This is a genomic window from Pseudomonas sp. Pc102, assembly GCF_018408275.1.
Classification (GTDB): Bacteria; Pseudomonadota; Gammaproteobacteria; order Pseudomonadales; family Pseudomonadaceae; genus Metapseudomonas; species Metapseudomonas tohonis.
In genome coordinates, this window is record NZ_AP021905.1 from 3,563,421 (window position 1) to 3,580,830 (window position 17,410).

The 17,410-nt window shown below is 67.6% G+C and carries 15 protein-coding genes; 10 read left to right on the forward strand and 5 right to left on the reverse strand.

What is annotated here, in order from left to right; genetic code table 11:
* Nucleotides 1-79 precede the first annotated feature (79 nt).
* From tssI to PHLH3_RS16410, 8 genes are read left to right on the forward strand one after another with little or no spacing between them, the layout of a single operon-like run.
* Entirely contained in the window at nucleotides 80-2,305 is a 2,226-nt protein-coding gene (tssI, locus tag PHLH3_RS16375; protein ID WP_175384257.1) for a type VI secretion system tip protein VgrG, read from the forward strand.
* 28 nt (nucleotides 2,306-2,333) lie between these two features.
* Complete coding sequence (locus PHLH3_RS16380; protein ID WP_173178647.1) at nucleotides 2,334-2,780, forward strand: DUF6484 domain-containing protein; 447 nt, start codon at nucleotides 2,334-2,336, stop codon at nucleotides 2,778-2,780.
* 13 nt (nucleotides 2,781-2,793) lie between these two features.
* Nucleotides 2,794-3,894 (forward strand): DUF2169 domain-containing protein, encoded by a 1,101-nt coding sequence (locus PHLH3_RS16385; protein WP_213624943.1) that lies wholly within the window; start codon nucleotides 2,794-2,796, stop codon nucleotides 3,892-3,894.
* On the forward strand, nucleotides 3,894-4,931 hold the full coding sequence (locus PHLH3_RS16390; RefSeq protein ID WP_213624944.1) for a hypothetical protein: 1,038 nt from the start codon (nucleotides 3,894-3,896) through the stop codon (nucleotides 4,929-4,931). The genes PHLH3_RS16385 and PHLH3_RS16390 overlap by 1 nt, the downstream gene beginning before the upstream one ends.
* Entirely contained in the window at nucleotides 4,931-6,022 is a 1,092-nt protein-coding gene (locus PHLH3_RS16395; protein WP_213624945.1) for a PAAR-like domain-containing protein, read from the forward strand. The genes PHLH3_RS16390 and PHLH3_RS16395 overlap by 1 nt, the downstream gene beginning before the upstream one ends.
* Before the next feature lie 17 nt (nucleotides 6,023-6,039).
* The gene (locus PHLH3_RS16400) at nucleotides 6,040-6,234 is read left to right on the forward strand and encodes a hypothetical protein (RefSeq protein WP_213624946.1); all 195 of its coding nucleotides are present in this window, start codon (nucleotides 6,040-6,042) and stop codon (nucleotides 6,232-6,234) included.
* Nucleotides 6,235-6,245: 11 nt separating this feature from the next.
* A complete protein-coding gene (locus tag PHLH3_RS16405) occupies nucleotides 6,246-6,932 on the forward strand; it encodes a hypothetical protein (RefSeq protein WP_213624947.1) in 687 nt (228 codons plus the stop codon).
* A gap of 45 nt (nucleotides 6,933-6,977) precedes the next feature.
* Nucleotides 6,978-8,222, forward strand: coding sequence for a TIGR02270 family protein (locus PHLH3_RS16410; protein WP_213624948.1), 1,245 nt, complete (start codon nucleotides 6,978-6,980; stop codon nucleotides 8,220-8,222).
* A 12-nt stretch (nucleotides 8,223-8,234) separates the two neighbouring features.
* Here the strand turns inward: PHLH3_RS16410 and PHLH3_RS16415 are convergent, their stop codons facing one another.
* Together PHLH3_RS16415 and quiC are read right to left on the reverse strand one after the other, a co-directional pair.
* Entirely contained in the window at nucleotides 8,235-8,894 is a 660-nt protein-coding gene (locus PHLH3_RS16415; RefSeq protein ID WP_173178653.1) for a TetR family transcriptional regulator, read from the reverse strand.
* A gap of 152 nt (nucleotides 8,895-9,046) precedes the next feature.
* Nucleotides 9,047-10,957, reverse strand: coding sequence for a 3-dehydroshikimate dehydratase QuiC (quiC, locus tag PHLH3_RS16420; protein WP_213624949.1), 1,911 nt, complete (start codon nucleotides 10,955-10,957; stop codon nucleotides 9,047-9,049).
* Between the two features lie 577 nt (nucleotides 10,958-11,534).
* On the opposite strand from quiC, the gene PHLH3_RS16425 reads away from it, so the two are divergent.
* Together PHLH3_RS16425 and PHLH3_RS16430 are read left to right on the forward strand one after the other, a co-directional pair.
* Nucleotides 11,535-12,911 carry an MFS transporter gene (locus PHLH3_RS16425; RefSeq protein WP_213624950.1) on the forward strand — a complete coding sequence of 459 codons (1,377 nt, stop codon included), beginning with the start codon at nucleotides 11,535-11,537 and terminating at the stop codon, nucleotides 12,909-12,911.
* A 116-nt stretch (nucleotides 12,912-13,027) separates the two neighbouring features.
* The gene (locus PHLH3_RS16430; RefSeq protein WP_213624951.1) at nucleotides 13,028-14,293 is read left to right on the forward strand and encodes an OprD family porin; all 1,266 of its coding nucleotides are present in this window, start codon (nucleotides 13,028-13,030) and stop codon (nucleotides 14,291-14,293) included.
* A gap of 439 nt (nucleotides 14,294-14,732) precedes the next feature.
* Here PHLH3_RS16430 and pcaC read toward each other — a convergent pair whose 3' ends face one another.
* Genes pcaC through PHLH3_RS16445 form a run of 3 tightly spaced genes read right to left on the reverse strand, consistent with a single transcriptional unit; the run spans nucleotide 14,733 to nucleotide 17,308 of the window.
* Entirely contained in the window at nucleotides 14,733-15,128 is a 396-nt protein-coding gene (gene pcaC / locus PHLH3_RS16435; RefSeq protein ID WP_213624952.1) for a 4-carboxymuconolactone decarboxylase, read from the reverse strand.
* 13 nt (nucleotides 15,129-15,141) lie between these two features.
* On the reverse strand, nucleotides 15,142-15,936 hold the full coding sequence (gene pcaD / locus PHLH3_RS16440) for a 3-oxoadipate enol-lactonase (RefSeq protein ID WP_213624953.1): 795 nt from the start codon (nucleotides 15,934-15,936) through the stop codon (nucleotides 15,142-15,144).
* Nucleotides 15,937-15,946: 10 nt separating this feature from the next.
* Nucleotides 15,947-17,308, reverse strand: a complete 1,362-nt coding sequence (locus PHLH3_RS16445; RefSeq protein WP_213624954.1) for a 3-carboxy-cis,cis-muconate cycloisomerase — start codon at nucleotides 17,306-17,308, stop codon at nucleotides 15,947-15,949.
* Between the last annotated feature and the right edge of the window lie 102 nt (nucleotides 17,309-17,410).

Sequence of the window (17,410 nt, forward strand, 5' to 3'; positions counted from 1 at the left end):
GCCCGCCCCGCGTCGATCCCCTGGCGCCGGCCCGTTGGCGGTTCGCTCCGATCCCAGTGGTACACGAGGCAAGGACAGCATGGCAATCACACAACAGGCCCGCATGGCCAAGGTCAGCAGCCCGCTCGGGCCCAACGTCCTGGTCCTTGACCGGCTCGATGGCCATGAGGAACTGGGGCGGCTCTTCGACTACGAGCTGAGCCTGGTTTCGGAAAACTACGCCATCAAGCTCGACGCCCTGCTGGGCAAGCCCATGGGCGTTTCCCTGGAGCTGCCCGACGGCAGCCAGCGCTACTTCCACGGCATCGCCTGCCGCTGCAGCCAGACCGCCGGCACCGGCCAGTTCGCCGGCTACCAGATCAGCCTGCGCCCCTGGTTCTGGCTGCTGTCACGCACCTCCGACTGCCGCATATTCCAGAACAAGACGGTGCCGGACATCATCAAGCAGGTGTTCCGCGACCTCGGCTTCTCCGACTTCGAGGATTCGCTGTCACGCTCCTACCGCGAGTGGGAGTACTGCGTGCAGTACCGCGAGACGAGCTTCGAATTCGTCAGCCGCCTGATGGAACAGGAAGGCATCTACTACTACTTCCGCCACGAAAAGGAGCGCCACGTGCTGGTGCTCTCCGATGCGTATGGCGCGCACAAGTCGGTGGCCGACTACGCCTCCGTGCCCTACTACCCGCTCGAAGACCAGATGCGTGAGCGCGACCACATCTATGACTGGCACCTGGCCCGCGAGGTGCAGCCCGGCTCCCTGGCGCTCAACGACTACGACTTCCAGCGCCCCAGCGCGCGCCTGGAGGTGCGCTCCACCGTCTCCCGCCCCCACAGCAACGCCGAGCACCCGCTGTACGACTACCCGGGCGAGTACGTGCAGAGCAAGGACGGCGAGCAGTACGCACGCAACCGCATCGAGGCGATCCAGACCCAGTACGAGCGCGTGCACCTGCGCACCAACGCGCGCGGCCTGGGCTCGGGGCACCTGTTCAAGATGACCGGCTACCCGCGCGACGACCAGAACCGCGAATACCTGATCGTCGGCGCCCGCTATTCCATCAGCCAGGAAAGCTACGAGAGCGGCGCCACCGGCGGCGTGCTGCAGTACGAAAGCGCCCTGGACTGCATCGAGGCCTCCCAGGCCTTCCGCCCGATGCCGACCACCATCAAGCCCATCGTCCAGGGCCCGCAGACCGCCATGGTCGTCGGCCCCAAGGGCGAGGAGATCTGGACCGACCAGTACGGCCGGGTGAAGGTGCACTTCTATTGGGACCGCCACGACCAGTCCAACGAGAACAGCTCGTGCTGGATGCGTGTGTCCCAGGCCTGGGCCGGCAAGAACTGGGGCCATATCCAGATCCCGCGCATCGGCCAGGAAGTCATCGTCAGCTTCCTCGAGGGCGACCCCGACCGCCCGATCATCACCGGCCGCGTCTACAACGCGGAGCAGACCGTGCCCTACGAGCTGCCCGCCAACGCCACCCAGAGCGGCACCAAGAGCCGCTCCAGCAAGGGCGGCACGCCGGCGAACTTCAACGAGATCCGCATGGAGGACAAGAAGGGCGAGGAACAGCTCTTCATCCACGCGGAGAAGAACCAGGACATCGAGGTCGAGAACGACGAGACCCACTGGGTCGGCCACGACCGCACCAAGACCATCGACCACGACGAGACGGTGCACGTGAAGCACGACCGCACCGAGACCGTGGACAACAACGAGACCATCACCATCGGCGTCGACCGCACCGAGAAGGTCGGCAACAACGAGAAGATCACCATCGGCGTCAACCGCACCGAGGACGTCGGCAGCAACGAGACCATCACCATCGGCGCCAACCGCACCGAGAAGGTCGGCAGCAACGAGAACATCACCATCGGCAGCAACCGCACCGAGAGCGTGGGCAGCAACGAGAACATCACCATCGGCAGCAACCGCACCGAAAGCGTGGGCAGCAACGAGAACATCACCATCGGCGCCGACCGCACCGAGAGCGTGGGGGCCAACGAGCAGGTGGACATCGGCAGCAACCAGACCACCAGCATCGGCAAGAACGAGTCGCGCAGCATCGGCCAGAACCGCAGCACCGACGTCGGCCAGAACGACAGCGTCGACATCGGCAAGAGCTTCTCGCTCAACGCCGGCGACTCCATCAGCCTGGTCACCGGCTCCGCCAGCATCACCATGAAGAAGGACGGCACCATCGTCATCCGTGGCAAGAACATCACCATCGACGGCTCCGGCGCGATCAACATCAAGGCCAGCAGCAACGTCGTGGTCAAGGGTCAGAAGATCCTGCAGAACTGAGCCCGCGCTCGGTCAGGGAGTACAGAGCATGACAGTCCAGATCCACACCCCCGCCGCCACCCGCCTCGACGGCGTGGTGATCGGCATCCTCCTCGACGTGCCCGAGGCCTCCAGCCCGGTGGTGGCCTTCCCCGGCTGCCCGTCGGAGACCGGCATCGCCGCGACCACCACCACGGTGCTCGCCCGCGAGGACATCGGCACCCAGGTGGCGCTGATGTTCGTCGGCGGCGACCCCGCCCTGCCCCTGGTGATCGGCCGCATCCAGCGCCTGCCGGAGACCCGCAGGGAGCCGGCGGTGGCGCACATCGACGGCGAGCGCCTGGAGTTCTCGGCCGAGCGCGAGATCGTCCTGCGCTGCGGCAAGGCCAGCATCACCCTGACCCGCGAAGGCAAGGTGCTGATCAAGGGCGCCTACCTGTCCAGCCGCTCCTCCGGGGTCCACCGCATAAAGGGCGGTTCGGTGCAGATCAACTGACAGAGCCGCATACATGGAATTGCTCAACGCCACCCGCCTGACGGCCGCCTACACCCAGGGCCTGGCCCCCGACGGGCGCGAGTCCCTGGTGGTGGTCGCCAAGGGCACCTTCGACCTGCCGCTCGATGGCAGCGAGGCGCGCCTGGCCGAGGTCCAGCGCCCGCTGCTGATGGCCGACGAATACGTCGGCGAACCCGGCCTCTCGGCACCGCGCCAGGAAATGGACTTCGCCCCGGTCAAGCCCTTCTGCGACGTGCTGGTGATGGGCAAGGCCCACGCTCCCAACGGCCGCCCCGCCACCCAGATCACCGCCGGCATCCGCGTCGGCCGGGTCAGCAAGGCCTTCAGCGTGCTCGGCCCGCGCCAGTGGCAGCCGGGCATGCTCGGCGCCAGCCCCGGCGTCCCGCAGCCCTTCCTCGAGCAGGACATCGGCTACGCCCACGCCTTCGGTGGCCGCCACGCCATGGCCGACCGCCCGGACTTCGCCGAGACCTACCTGCCCAACCCGGCCGGCATCGGCTGGTACCCCAGGAGCGCCGGCACCGCCGGGATCGTCGGCATGCCCATGCCCAGCACCGAAGCCCTGGGCCAGCCCATCGACAGCCCGCACGGCGACTTCACCCCCATGGCCCTCGGCCCCATCGGCCGACACTGGCCGCCGCGCATCGGCTACGCCGGCACCTATGACGAGGCCTGGCTGGCCGACCACTTCCCCTTCCTGCCGCCGGACTTCGACACCCGCTACTACCAGGCCGCCCCGCCGGACCAGCAGACCGAGCACCTGCAAGGCGGCGAGGACGTGCTGCTGCTCAACCTGACCCGGCAGGAGCGCGCCGGCTTCAAGGTGCCGAGGATGCAGGTGCCGGTGACCTTCTTCCTGAAGAAGGGTGGCCACGAGACGGTGCAGGCGGTGATCGACACGCTGGTAGTGGACACCGACGCCGGCAAGGTCGAGATCACCTGGCGCGCGAGCCGGGCATTGAGGCGGAACATGTTCGAGGTGGAGCAGTTGCTGGTCGGTTCACGTTCCCGTGCATGGTGGCGGGCGCGGGAGCTTGGAAAGACCTACTACCCGTCCCTGGCCATGCTGCGACACAAGGAAGTCAACCCGTGATGCAGGCACTCAGTATCAAGGGCGTCGGGATGGTCACGGCCGTCGGTCATGACGCCCTGTCCACCTGTGCAGCGATACGCTGCGCCATCGACAACTTCCAGGACACCCGCTTCCTCGACAAGGGCGGCGAGTGGCTGGTCGGCTCCAGCGTGCAGCTCGAAGAGGCCTGGCGCGGCCAGACCAAGCTGGTGAAGATGGCGGCCAGGGCCGTGGCCGAAGCGATCGCCTCCACGCCTGGCCTGGATCCCGCCAAGACCCCGTTGCTGCTCTGCATTGCAGAAGAAGACCGGCCCGCCCGACTCGCCGATCTCGGCCCGCGCCTGATTCGCGGCATCCAGGAAGAGCTGGGGGTGGAATTCCATGCCGATTCGAGCTTCATCGCCCGCGGCCGTGTCGGTGCGGCGGTGGGGCTGCTCAATGCGCGCAAGCTGATCCATGAACTCGGCCACCGCCATGTGCTCATCGCGGGCGTCGACTCGTTTCTCAACGCCCCGGTCATGGAGGCCTATGAACGACGTGATCGCCTGCTCACCAGCCTCAACTCCAACGGCTTCATCCCGGGCGAAGGCGCCGCTGCGGTGAGCCTCTGCGCCCCGGTCGCCGAAGACCAGCCCCAACTGGTCTGCACGGGCCTGGGGTTCGGCATGGAGCCGGCCACCGTCGAATCGCTCGACATCCCCCTGCGCGCGGATGGCCTCACCCAGGCCTTGCGCGCCGCACTGCAGGAATCAGGTTCCAGCATGGAGTCCTACGACTACCGCCTCACCGATCTATCGGGGGAGCAGTACTACTTCAAGGAAGCCTCCCTCGCGCTCAGCCGCAACCTTCGGGTACGCAAGGAGTTCTTCGACCTCTGGCATCCCGCCGACTGCATCGGCGAATGCGGCGCGGCGATAGGCCCGGCGATGCTGGCGCTGGCGCACTCCGCCAGTCGCAAGGGCTACGGCCCCGGCAACAACATCCTCTGCCACCTGGGCAACGATGCCGGCCAGCGCGCGGTCGCCCTGCTCAGCTATCAACGCGTGAGGGCCGCCTGATGGCCAACCAGGTCTACGCGAACAACATGGAGGTCTCGTGCAAGGCGGCCGACGGCAAGTCCGTGGCCTGCTTCCCCGACGTCTGCTTCACGCCTCCGCAGGCGCCTCCCACCCCCACCGGCGTGCCCATCCCCTACCCCAACACCGGGATGGCCAAGGACACCACCAACGGCACCCGGACGATCAAGATCTCCGGCCAGGAAGTGATGCTCAAGAACAAGAGCTACTTCAAGACCAGCTACGGCGACGAGGCGGGTTGCGCCCCCAAGAAAGGCGTGGTCACCAGCAAGATCAAGGGCAAGGTCTACTTCACCGCCTGGTCGATGAACGTGAAGTTCGAAAGCCTCAACGTCGTGAGGATGATGGACCTGACTACCCACAACCATGCCTCCTTCCCCGGCAACACGCCCACCTGGCCCTACATCGACGAGGTGGCCACGGGCGCGCCGGGCAAGGGGTGCGAGGACGAGCGCAAGAACGTCAAGGACAAGTGCTCCGGGGACCACGACAAGGACTGCAAGGACGACGCCTGCCAGAACGCCAAGAAGTGCATGCTGGTGCCCTACACCGCACGGTCGACGGAAAACCAGACCGGCTGCTGCGAAGGCGAGACCCCGCACCACCTCGTGGAAGTCCACTGCTTCACCGAGGCCGGCGGAAGGAAGGAAAAGACCCGCCTGAGCGGCTTCAGCGCATACGACGATACACGGGCGCCCTGCGTGTGCGTCACGGGGTCACGCTATACCGATACCCACGGCAACATGCACGCCATCCAGAACACGGCCGAGAAAGGCTACATGGTGCCGGAGAGCGCCGGCGGGGCCAGGTCGCAGATGGGCGGCAAGGACAACGCCTGGAACTACGGCGCCGCGAAGAAGACCGGGATCTTCGCCCACCAGAAGACCTTCCCCACCTCCGGCAAGGACGGCAAGCCCTGCAGCGAAGCCTGCCTGGAGGCCCAGCTCGACAACTACCACAAGCAGGTCGGCGTGAAGAACAACGATACGCCGCTGCGCGCGGACCGTTCGCCGCTCAAGGACGAGCAGAAGGAATGGGGCGCCAAGCAGCTCGAATCGATGGATGACGATTGAAGAGTGATGTGAACAGCATGAACAACGGAAACGTAACCTTTGCCAAATGCTCGATAGTCCGGCGCGACCTGGTGTTCATCAGCGCCCAGGTCACCGAGCTGAACGAACGCAACGTCGATCACACCAAGGTGCTCCGCTGGAAGGACGGTGCCTTCGTGCACTTCATGATCGACTGGGCCACCACCGCGATCAGCGCGACGACGCCCCCCTGACCCTGCTTTCGATGGGGCTCGATGGCGACATCCACGTCTTCCAGGGCTCCAACAGGACCACCGAGCGCATCGTGGGCCCCGGCGATTTCGGCCCACTGCGCGACATGCGCCTGATCGCCGGCGCGCACTATGCCGCGGGCATGCAGCGCCAGGTGTATCGACGCAACGACGACGGCAGCTGGCAATCCATCGCCGACGCCATCCTCAACCGCGAGGGCATCAAGGGTTTCAACGCCATCGACGGCTTCGCGGCCACCGAGCTGTACACAGTGGGCATGGACGGCGAGATCTGGCTATTCGACGGCCAGCGCTGGCAGGCCCTGGAAAGCCCGACCTCCGTGGCACTGCAAGGCGTGCACTGCAGCGACGATGGAACGGCTTATATCGTCGGCCAGGCGGGCGTCGTGCTTTTCGGTCGAGGGGACCAATGGGACTTCATCGACCTCGGTGACTTCAGCGAAGACCTGTGGGGGGTGCAGACCTTCGACGGGACCCTGTTCGTCGCGTCCTCCAAGGGCGTCTACCGGATCGTCGACGGCGAGCTGAAGAAAGCCGATATCGGCTCGGTCGGCACGGGCTCGGCGTCCTACCTCACCAAGGGGGACGGCGTGCTCTGGTCCGTTGGCAACCGGCACCTCGCCTATACCGCCGACGGCGAGAACTGGACGGTCGTGGATTATGACGATGCCAGCTACTGATACTCACATCGCCTTTTTCCCGGTACTCCCGAGCGCGGTGCGCGCATGAACCAGCCCGTCTTGCGCGTCCTCGAGCAGCACGCCGAAGAGGCCGGCTTCCTCGCCGGCCTGCGCGACTATGCCGTGCGCGCGCCACACTACGACCTCAAGCACCTGCAGACCCTGGATGGCCGCATCGAGGCGCACCTGGACGGGCTGCTGATCGCCGGGCTCAAGGGCCTGGACCTGTTGCTCAAGGAGCTGCATCCGCTGGCCACCGGCGAGGTCTTCGCCGCCACCGCGCTGGCCTTCCTGGCCGGCAACGGCCCGGCGCTGTCCACCCTCGCCGAGCACCTGCGCAAGGCGCCCGACGGCGAGCGGGCCTTCACCGCCGCCCTCGGCTGGCTGGAGTGGGAAAAGGTCGAGCCCTGGATCGAACGCCTGCTCTCATCCCAGGAACCGCTGTTCCGCCGCCTGGGCCTGGCCGCCTGCGGCATGCACCGCCGCGACCCGGGCCCCGCGCTAATCGCCGGGCTCTCCCATGCCGACCCGGGCGTGCTGGCCCGTGCCGCGCGCACCGCCGGCGAGCTGCGCCGGCGCGACCTGATGCAGACCATCCGCGCCCACCGCCTGCATGCCGACGAGGCGGTGCGCTTCTGGGCCAACTGGGCGACGGTGCAGATGGGTGACGAAGAGGCCCTGGGCCCGTTGCGCCTGCTGGCCGAACAGCAGGGCGTGTTCCGCCTGCGGGCACTCGATACCCTGCTCTGCTGGCAACCTCGCGAAGCCAGCATCGCCTGGCTGCGCGGGCTGATGCAGAGCCCCGAGCACCGGCGCCTGGTGATCCAGGCCACCGGCCTGTTCGGCGACCCGGTGACGGTGCCCTGGCTGATCCAGCAGATGCGCGAGCTGCCCTATGCCCGCGTGGCCGGCGAAGCCTTCACCCTGATCACCGGGGCGGACCTGGCCGAGCTGGACCTGGAGCTGAAGGTGCACCCCGACTACGACGCCGGGCCCACGGATGACCCCGAGGACCCGAACGTGGAGATGGACCCGGACACCGACCTCGCCTGGCCGGACCCGGCGCGGGTGGAAGGCTGGTGGCAAGCCAACCAGGAGCGCTTCACCAGGGGCAGCGGCTACCTGCTGGGCCAACCCCTGAGCGAAGCACGCTGCCTAGAAGTGCTGCGTACCGGCTACCAGCGCCAGCGCATCGCCGCCGCCTGCGCCCTGGCCCGCTACATCCCGACCCGACCGCTGTTCCCCACCAGCGCCCCGGCCTTGCGCCAGCGCCAGCTGCTGGGCGCCTGACCCCACACGGGGTCAGGCCTTCAGGAAGCGCAGGATCGATTCGACGATCATTTCCTTGTGACGCGCCTTCACATCGGCCTCGTTGAGGTCGATGGCGAAGATCGCGCCCAGGGTGTGGCGGTTGGAAACGCGGTAGAAGCAGAACGACGACATCAGCAGGTGCACGTCCATGGCCTGCACACCGGCCCGGAAGGCACCCGCCTCGACGCCACGCCGGAGGATGTCGTCGAGGCTGGTGAGGATGGTGACGTTCAGCGAACCGATGGCATCGGACTCGCGGATGTACTGCCCGTGCTGGATGTTCTCGATGCTGACGATGCGCACGAAGTCGACGTTGCGGTCGTGGTGGTCGAAGGTGAACTCGACCAGGCGGCGGATCGCCTCGCGCGGTTCCAGCTCCGCCAGGTGCAACTGCGCCTCGGTGTGGCGGATGTCGCCGTAGAGCTTCTCCAGCACCCGCAGGTAGAGCTGCTCCTTGCTCTCGAAGTAGTAGTAGATCATCCGCTTGGACGTCTGGGTGCGCTCGGCGATGGCATCGACGCGGGCACCGGAGAGGCCCTGCTGGACGAATTCGACGACGGCCGCCTGGAGGATGTTCTCGCGGGTCTTCTCCGGGTTGTTCTTGCGGCTCTTGCGGGGTGTCTCGACGGGCAGATCAGCGGTGATGGTCATACGGGACTCAAGCCAATGCATACCGGCCGGATTATGGGCCGGTCGCCTTCCCGAAGGAAGCGCGGCCGGCCCATCGGCAGGAGCCGCCTGCGGGCCCCGGCCGGAACGCCATGGCCGGGCTATCAGGCCGATCTCAACGCCCCATCACCGGCTCAGAGCTTCGCCTGGCGCACGGCACCGCTGCGCGCCTTGGCCATGGCCGCCAGGCGCACCGCGACGTTGGCCGCGCCGTAGCCGACATAGCCGCCCTTGCGCTGCAGCAGCTCGAAGAAGAAGCGCCCCTCGAACGGCTCGGTGTAGACGTGGAACAGCTCGCCCCCCTGGGCGTCGCGGTCGTAGAGCACGTTGTAGTAGGCCAGCTCGCTGAGGAACTCGTCGTCGAAGTCGAAGCGCGCGGCCAGGTCGTCGTAATAGTTCAGGGGGATGTCCAGCAGCGGCACGCCGGCGTCCTTGGCCCGGGCGATCTCGGCGAACAAGTCGTCGCAGGCGAAGGCGATGTGGTGCACGCCCGAGCCCCGGTAGCTGGACAGCGCGTGGGAGATGGCGGTGTTGCGGTTCTCCGAGATGTTCAAGGGCAGGCGCACGGTGCCGCAGCGGCTGCGCAGCGCACGGCTCTTCACCAGGCCGTAGGGGTCGGGCAGCACCACCTCGTCGTCGGCCTCGAAATCCAGCAGGCCCTTGTAGAACAGCACCCAGCTGTCGAGCCCGTCGGCCGGCAGCGCCATGGCCATGTGGTCGATGCGGGTGAGGCTGCCGCCGGGCCGTGCGGTGGCGTCCAGGCGGAAATCGCTGTCGTAGATGGTCTGGCCCGGGACGGAGGGCTCCACCAGGTAGATCAGGCTGCCGTCGGGGGCGCGCACGGCGGGGATCTCCCGCTCGTTGGGGCCGACCAGGCCGCGATAGGGCTGGCCACGGTAGGCCCGCGCCCGCTCCAGGGCCGAGGCGCTGTCCGCCACGCGCAAGGCCGTGGCGCAGAGCGACGGGCCGTGGGCCTCGAAGAAGCCGTGGGCGAAGGAATAGGGTTCGGCGTTGAGCACGATGTTGATATCGCCCTGGCGCAGCAGGCTGACGTCCTTGGACCGGTGCTGGCCGGCACGGGCGAAGCCCAGGCGCTCCAGCCAGTTGGCCAGCCGTGCGCCCTGCTCGCCGTCGACGGCGAACTCGAGGAACTCCACACCGTCGTAGCGGCCGGCCGGCGGCGGGGCGAACAGCAGGTCGAGGTCGGCCGGCGGCGTCGGGTCCTGGCGCAGCAGGTCGCGGGTCTTCTCCTCCAGGTACAGCAGAGAGCGCAGGCCGTCGGCGGCGTTGGCCCGGGGCGGCGCGGCGCGGAAGCCGTCGTTGAAGATCTCCAGGGACAGCGGGCCGCGATAGCCGCTGCGCAGGATGGGCGCGAGGAAGCCCGGCAGGTCGAACTCGCCCTGCCCCGGGAAGCAGCGGAAGTGGCGGCTCCACTCCAGCACGTCCATGGCCAGGATCGGCGCGTCGGCCATCTGCACGAAGAAGATCTTCTCGCCGGGTATCTCGGCGATGGCACGGGGATCGCCCTTGAGCGACAGGGTATGGAAGCTGTCGAGGATCACCCCGACGGCCGGGTGGTCGGCCTGGCGCACCAGGTTCCAGACCTGCTGCCAGGTATTGACGTGGCGGCCCCAGGCCAGGGCCTCGTAGCCGATGCGCAGGCCACGTGCGCCGGCGTGCTCGCCAAGCAGGCGCAGGTCATCCACCAGGATGCGTTCCTCGCCCAGGGAGTCGGTGGCGACGTTGCTGCACACCAGCACCAGATCGGTGCCCAGTTCCTGCATCAGGTCGAACTTGCGCTCGGCGCGGTCGAGGTTCCTCTGCAGCCGGTCACGGCGGCAGCCCTCGAAATCGCGGAACGGCTGGAACAGGGTGATGGCCAGCCCCAGGTCGGCGCACAGCTGGCGCACCTCACGGGGGCTGCCGGCGTAGTAGAGAAGATCGTTCTCGAAGATCTCCACGCCGTCGAAACCGGCGGCGGCGATGGCTTCGAGCTTTTCCGGCAGGGTTCCGCTCAACGAGACGGTGGCAATCGAACGCTGCATGCTTGAGCTCCTGGCAAGGGCGCCGGTTCTGCGTCCGGCGGCATGGATGGCCGACACGCCTCCCGATGCGAGGCCGGGATTTTGCGTGGAGGCCGTAGCGCAATCGATTATTCGTAGCTAAAGTCCGCCCAGCAATTGAAATGTACGAACTGGTTAGTTTTGTGTTCGATTACCGAACAGAAGGCCGGTTATCGAATTGACGGTATTTCGCTCGCTGCGCAACCATCTTCACCGCATTGCAACCCGCCGCCGGTGCAGCCTGCTGAAAACGCCACGGCAAAACGCAATCGAAACCCAGCGTCACCACATAACAATTTCAAGAATCGGGTAAATCCTCATGCTCACTCCAAGCCGCCTCACCGCACTCCTCCCCCCGCCAGCCCCGGCGCGACTCGAACCCCGGGCGCGAACAGCCTAGCCATCCCCGGCAGCACTCCCCGAACCAGACCGGTCAACCCGGCACGTGCCCCCGAGGGCACCGCCAGTCCGGCCAAGCCTGCGTGCACGTCAGTCGACCCGGCACAATACCGGTCGAGCCCGCTTGCCCGACGTACAGACAAGAACAACGGAGACAACGATGGCTACTCCCTCAAGCTCCCAAGCCAAGAAAGCAACTGCCAGCGGGTGGATAGGCTCCGCCCTCGAGTACTACGACTTCTTCATCTACGCCCAGGCGGCGGCGCTGATCTTCCCGCAGATCTTCTTCCCCTCCACCGACCCGAAGATCGCCATCGTCGCCTCGCTGGCCACCTACGGCGTCGGCTACCTGGCGCGCCCGGTCGGCGCCTTCGTGCTCGGCCACTGGGGCGATACCCGGGGCCGCAAGAACGTGCTGCTGCTGTGCATGTTCCTCATGGGCATCTCGACCATGGCCGTGGGCCTGCTGCCGACCTACCACGACATCGGCATCCTCGCGCCGGTGCTGCTGGTGATCCTGCGCCTGGTCCAGGGCTTCGCCGTGGCCGGGGAGATCTCCGGGGCCAGCTCGATGATCATGGAACATGCCCCCTTCGGCCGGCGCGGCTACTACGCCAGCTTCACCCTGCAGGGCGTGCAGGCGGGCCAGGTGATGGCCGCCGCGGTGTTCCTGCCGCTGGCCTACTTCATGCCCAGCGACGCCTTCAACGAATGGGGCTGGCGGATTCCCTTCCTGCTCAGCGCCCTGGTGCTGGTGGCCGGCTACATCATCCGCCGTGAAGTCCACGAGACCCCGGCCTTCGTCAACGAGGAGTCGCAGCAGAAGGTCGCCAGGTCGCCGGTCGCCGAAGCCTTCCGCCACAGCTGGAAGAACATGATCCTGGTCACCTTCATGGCGCTGATGAACGTGGTCCCGGTGGTCGCCACCATCTTCGGCGCGGCCTACGCGGTGCAGCCCGCCTACGGCATCGGCTTCGACAAGAGCGTCTACCTGTGGATACCGGTGGTGGGCAACATCGTCGCCGTGCTGGTCATCCCCTTCGTCGGCAACCTCTCCGACCGCATCGGCCGCCGCCCGACCATGATCGCCGGCGCGCTGGGCTCGGGCCTGCTGGCCTTCGCCTACCTCTACGCCATCAGCATCCACAACGTGCCGCTGGCCTTCGGCATGTCGATCCTCATGTGGGGCATGGTCTACCAGGGCTACAACGCGGTGTTCCCGAGCTTCTACCCGGAGCTGTTCCAGACCCGCTACCGCGTCTCCGCCATGGCCATCTCGCAGAACATCGGCACCATGCTCACCGCCATGCTGCCGGCGCTGTTCGCCGCCGTCGCCCCGCCCGGCTCGGACAACGTGCCGGTGATCGTCGGCAGCCTCGCCTTCGCCATCACCTGCCTCTGCGCCCTCGCCGCCTACCTGGCGCCCGAGACCTACCGCCTGCAGATGGAGGACCTCGGCAAGCCGAACGCCAAGCCGATGGACAAGACCCAGTACGACAGCAGCCGCCAGGACAGCCTGCGCGTCGCCAGCCACTGATCCGCCGGGGCTCTCGCGAGCCCCACCCACCCCCGGACCGCACCCGCCCTTTCGCGCCCCTCGGCGCGGAACGGGCATCCCATGCCTGACAACAACAAGCAAAGAGGCACGCCACCATGCAACAGCTTCACACCGACCGCCTTTCCCGCGCCCGCCTGCCGCTCGCCGTCGCCCTGGCCATCGCGGCCGGCGCCGTATCCGCCGCCGAAGCCGGCTTGGTCGAGGACGCCACCGCCACCCTGACGGCGCGCAACTTCTACATGAATCGCAACTTCGTCGGCTCCAGCACCCAGGACCAGGCGGAGGAATGGACCCAGAGCTTCATCCTCGACGCCCGCTCCGGCTTCACCCAGGGGACGGTGGGCCTGGGCGTCGACGTGCTCGGCCTGTATGCCCTCAAGCTCGACGGCGGCAAGGGCACCCGTGGCACCCAGCTGCTGCCGGTGCATGACGACGGGCGCCCCGCCGACGACTTCGGCCGCCTCGGCGTGGCCGGCAAGATGCGCCTGTCGAAGACCGAACTGAAGGTCGGCGAATGGATGCCGGTGCTGCCCATCCTGCGTTCCGACGACGGCCGCTCCCTGCCGCAGACCTTCGAGGGCGCCCAGTTGACCTCCAGGGAACTCGACGGCCTGACCCTCTACGCCGGCCGCTTCCATGGCAACAGCCCGCGCAACGACGCCAGCATGGAAGACATGTCGCTCAACGGTCGCGCGGCCTTCACTTCGGACCGCTTCGATTTCGCCGGCGGCGAATACACCTTCAACGAAGGCCGCACCCTGGTCGGCGCCTGGCATGCGCAACTGGAAGACATCTACCGGCAGAACTACCTGCAACTGACCCACAGCCAGCCCCTGGGCGACTGGACCCTGGGCGCCAATATCGGCTGGTTCGACGGCAAGGAAGACGGCAGCGCCCTGGCCGGCGACCTGGACAACCGCACCTGGTCGGGCCTGTTCTCGGCGAAGATCGGCGGCAACACCTTCTACCTGGGCCTGCAGAAGGTCAGCGGCGACGATGCCTGGATGCGCGTCAACGGCACCAGCGGCGGCACCCTGGCCAACGACAGCTACAACTCCAGCTACGAGAACGCCAGGGAGAAATCCTGGCAGTTGCGCCACGACTACAACTTCGTCGCCCTCGGCATCCCCGGCCTGACCCTGATGAACCGCTACATCCACGGCTCGAACGTGCACACCGGCAGCGTCACCGACGGCAAGGAATGGGGCCGCGAAAGCGAACTCGCCTACGTGGTGCAGTCCGGCACCTTCAAGAGCCTGGCGGTGAAGTGGCGCAACTCCAGCCAGCGCCGCGACTGGGGCAACACCAACAGCTTCGACGAGAACCGGCTGATCGTCAGCTACCCCTTCTCGTTGCTCTGAAGCCCCGCTTCATCCTCGTTGCTGCAAATCCCTCGCCCGTCCTCGTGACGGGCTTTTTTATGGGGTGGGTAGAACCCGCGAAACCCGGCGCAGGAATCGTCGGGCCGCCCGGACCGCCCATCTCGTGGGAGCGAATTCATTCGCGATGGAGTGCCCGGCCATCCACAGCCACGTGCCGGCGGAAGGTCTTTCGCGGCTGAAGCCGCTCCCACAGGGGGCTGCGCCACCGTGCCCGATCAAAAACACCACCGGTGCGTAGGGTGGATGGCGCTTTTTCATCCACCGGGCGGTGCCGCCGGGGAGCACGGTGCCGGGGCAGCCCTGAGGCCTGCCTGGCGAATGAATTCGCCCCTACAGGTGCCACGGGGCAAGATAGGCCGCACACACAAAAAACGCCGCCCGGGTGCGTGGCCCGGGCGGCGTTTGCATGGCTCGCGGGTCAGCCTTGCAACGACTCCACGCCCAGCTCATCCCACACCGATTCGGCCAGGTGGAAGGTGGCGTTGGCGGCAGGGATGCCGCAGTAGATGGCGCTCTGCATGATCACTTCCTTGATCTCGTCGCGAGTCACGCCGTTGTTCTTCGCGGCGCGCAGGTGCAGGCGCAGCTCGCCCTCGCGGTTCATGCCGATGAGCATGGCGATGGTCACCAGGCTGCGGGTGTGGCGCGGCAGGCCCGGACGCGTCCAGATATCGCCCCAGGCATGGCGGGTGATCATCTCCTGGAACTCTTCGTTGAAGGGCGTCAGGTTCTGCAGGCTGCGGTCGACATGGGCATCGCCCAGCACCGCGCGGCGCACCTGCATGCCGGCTTCGTAGCGTTCTTTCTCGTCCATCGGTGGTTCCTCGCTAGCCCTTGGCGTTCAGGAAATCCAGCACCCGGTGGGTGAAGGCTTCGCCGGCCTGGACGTTGGACAGGTGCGCAGCCTGGAACTCGACCAGTTCCGCACCGACGACATGCGCCTGCAGGAAGCGGCCATGCTCGGGCGTGGTCACCGCATCGCCGCTGCCGCAGACGATCAGGGTCGGCGCGCGGATGGCGCCCAGTCGCTCGCGGAAATCGGCGTCGCGCACCGCCGCGCAGTTGGCCGCGTAACCCTGGGGCGAGGTCTGCGCCAGCATGGCGACGATGGGCTCGACCTTGCCCGGCTGCGCCTCGGCGAAGTCCGCGGTGAACCAGCGGGCGATGGAAGCGTCACGCAGGGCCGCCATGGCCGCCGGGCCGTCGCGCAGCACCGTCTCGATACGCGGGTTCCATACATCCGGGGTACCGATCTTGGCGGCGGTGTTGCACAGCACCAGGCGCTGGATGCGCTGCGGCGCCTCGATCGCCAGCCACTGGCCGATCAGCCCGCCCATGGACAGGCCGCAGAACGAGGCCTGGGCAATATCCAGCGCATCCAGCAGGGCCAGTACGTCGCGGCCGTTCTGCTCGATGCTGTAGGGGCCTTCGGTGACCAGGGACGCGCCATGGCCACGGGTGTCGTAGCGCAGCACGCGGAAGTGCCGGCTGAAGGCCGGGACCTGTGCGTCCCACATGTGCAGGTCGGTGCCCAGCGAGTTGCTGAGCACCAGCACCGGCGCGTCGGCCGGGCCTTCGAGCAGGTAGTTCAGGTCGCCATCGGCGAGTCGTACGGCAGGCATGCAAAGGCTCCTAGCACAAAAGGTTCTGATGCTCGGCCACGGCGCGATCGACCCAGCGACGCGCCTGCCCGAGGTAATGGGCCGGGTCGAGCAGGCGGTCCAGCTCGTCGGCGGAAAGGTGCGCGGCGACCTCGGGATCGGCGCCGAGCGTGGCCCGCAGGTGGGCGCCCTCCTTCACCGCCTGGCGGCAGCACTGCTCCACCCGGTGGTGGGCGGCGTCACGGCCGATGCGCTGGGCCAGGGCGATGCTCACCGCTTCGGCCAGCACCAGCCCCTGGGTCAGGTCGAGGTTGTGGCGCATGCGCGCGGCATCCACCTCCAGGCCCGGCACCACCAGCAGCGCCTGCCGCAGGGCACCGGATACCAGGCAGCAGAGCTCCGGCAGGGTCTCCCATTCGGCGTGCCACAGGCCGAGGCTGCGCTCGTGTTCCTGGGGCATGGCGGCCAGCAGGGTCGCCACCAGCCCCGGGGCCCGGGTGGCGGCGCCGATCAGCACGGCGGCGCTCACCGGGTTGCGCTTGTGCGGCATGGTCGAGGAACCGCCCTTGCCCGGCGCGGCGGGCTCGAAGACTTCGCCGGCTTCGGTCTGCATCAGCAGGCTGAGGTCGCGCCCCAGCTTGCCCAGGCTGCCGGCGATCAGCCCCAGCAGCCCGGCGAACTCCACCAGGCGGTCACGCTGGGTGTGCCAGGGCTGGTCGGGCAGGTTCAGCGACAGCTCGGCGGCCAGCGCTTCGGCCACCGGCCAGGCGTGTTCGCCAAGGGCGGCGAGGCTGCCGGAAGCACCACCGAACTGCAGGCACAGCAGGCGCGGCTTGAGTTCCGCCAGGCGCTGGCGATGGCGGGTAACGGCGCCCAGCAGGCCGGCGAGCTTCATTCCAAGGGTCACCGGGGTGGCCTGCTGCAGCCAGGTGCGGCCGGCCAGCGGGGTGCCAGCGTGGCGCTCGGCCTGCTCGGCGAGGGCGTTGCCCAGGTTTTTGAGGTCGGCCTCGATGAGGCCGACGGCGGCACGCAGTTGCAGCACCAGGCCGCTGTCCATGGCGTCCTGGCTGGTGGCGCCCAGGTGCACATGGCGCTCGGCCTCGGGGCTGCTCGCCGCGATGCGCTTGCCCAGGGCCTTGACCAGCGGGATCGCCGAATTGCCGGCGCTGCCGATGGCCACGGCCAGGGCGGAAAAATCGTAGAGCTCGGCCTTGCAGGCCGCCTCGATGACTGCCACCGCCTCGGCAGGGATCACCCCGACACGGGCCTCGGCGCGGGCCAGGGCGGCCTCGAAATCCAGCATGCCCTGCACCCGGCCCTGGTCGCAGAAGATCGCGCGCATGGCCGGCGCGGTGAAGTAGGCATCGAAGAGTTGGTTGCTCGGGCTGTTCAAGCCAGTGCTCCGGAAATCAGGAAGGTGAATCGTTTTATAGCAGCCGGCCGGTCACGACCAGCCTTCGCGCACCGTGCCGCCACCAACAGGCCGTAGGATGGG

Excerpts from the sequence above, each read along its gene's own strand:
- tssI (WP_175384257.1), top strand. The coding sequence starts at position 80 with ATGGCAATCACACAACAGGCCCGCATGGCCAAGGTCAGCAGCCCGCTC.
- PHLH3_RS16380 (WP_173178647.1), top strand. The coding sequence starts at position 2,334 with ATGACAGTCCAGATCCACACCCCCGCCGCCACCCGCCTCGACGGCGTG.
- PHLH3_RS16385 (WP_213624943.1), top strand. The coding sequence starts at position 2,794 with ATGGAATTGCTCAACGCCACCCGCCTGACGGCCGCCTACACCCAGGGC.
- PHLH3_RS16390 (WP_213624944.1), top strand. The coding sequence starts at position 3,894 with ATGCAGGCACTCAGTATCAAGGGCGTCGGGATGGTCACGGCCGTCGGT.
- PHLH3_RS16395 (WP_213624945.1), top strand. The coding sequence starts at position 4,931 with ATGGCCAACCAGGTCTACGCGAACAACATGGAGGTCTCGTGCAAGGCG.
- PHLH3_RS16400 (WP_213624946.1), top strand. The coding sequence starts at position 6,040 with ATGAACAACGGAAACGTAACCTTTGCCAAATGCTCGATAGTCCGGCGC.
- PHLH3_RS16405 (WP_213624947.1), top strand. The coding sequence starts at position 6,246 with ATGGGGCTCGATGGCGACATCCACGTCTTCCAGGGCTCCAACAGGACC.
- PHLH3_RS16410 (WP_213624948.1), top strand. The coding sequence starts at position 6,978 with ATGAACCAGCCCGTCTTGCGCGTCCTCGAGCAGCACGCCGAAGAGGCC.
- PHLH3_RS16415 (WP_173178653.1), bottom strand. The coding sequence starts at position 8,894 with ATGACCATCACCGCTGATCTGCCCGTCGAGACACCCCGCAAGAGCCGC.
- quiC (WP_213624949.1), bottom strand. The coding sequence starts at position 10,957 with ATGCAGCGTTCGATTGCCACCGTCTCGTTGAGCGGAACCCTGCCGGAA.
- PHLH3_RS16425 (WP_213624950.1), top strand. The coding sequence starts at position 11,535 with ATGGCTACTCCCTCAAGCTCCCAAGCCAAGAAAGCAACTGCCAGCGGG.
- PHLH3_RS16430 (WP_213624951.1), top strand. The coding sequence starts at position 13,028 with ATGCAACAGCTTCACACCGACCGCCTTTCCCGCGCCCGCCTGCCGCTC.
- pcaC (WP_213624952.1), bottom strand. The coding sequence starts at position 15,128 with ATGGACGAGAAAGAACGCTACGAAGCCGGCATGCAGGTGCGCCGCGCG.
- pcaD (WP_213624953.1), bottom strand. The coding sequence starts at position 15,936 with ATGCCTGCCGTACGACTCGCCGATGGCGACCTGAACTACCTGCTCGAA.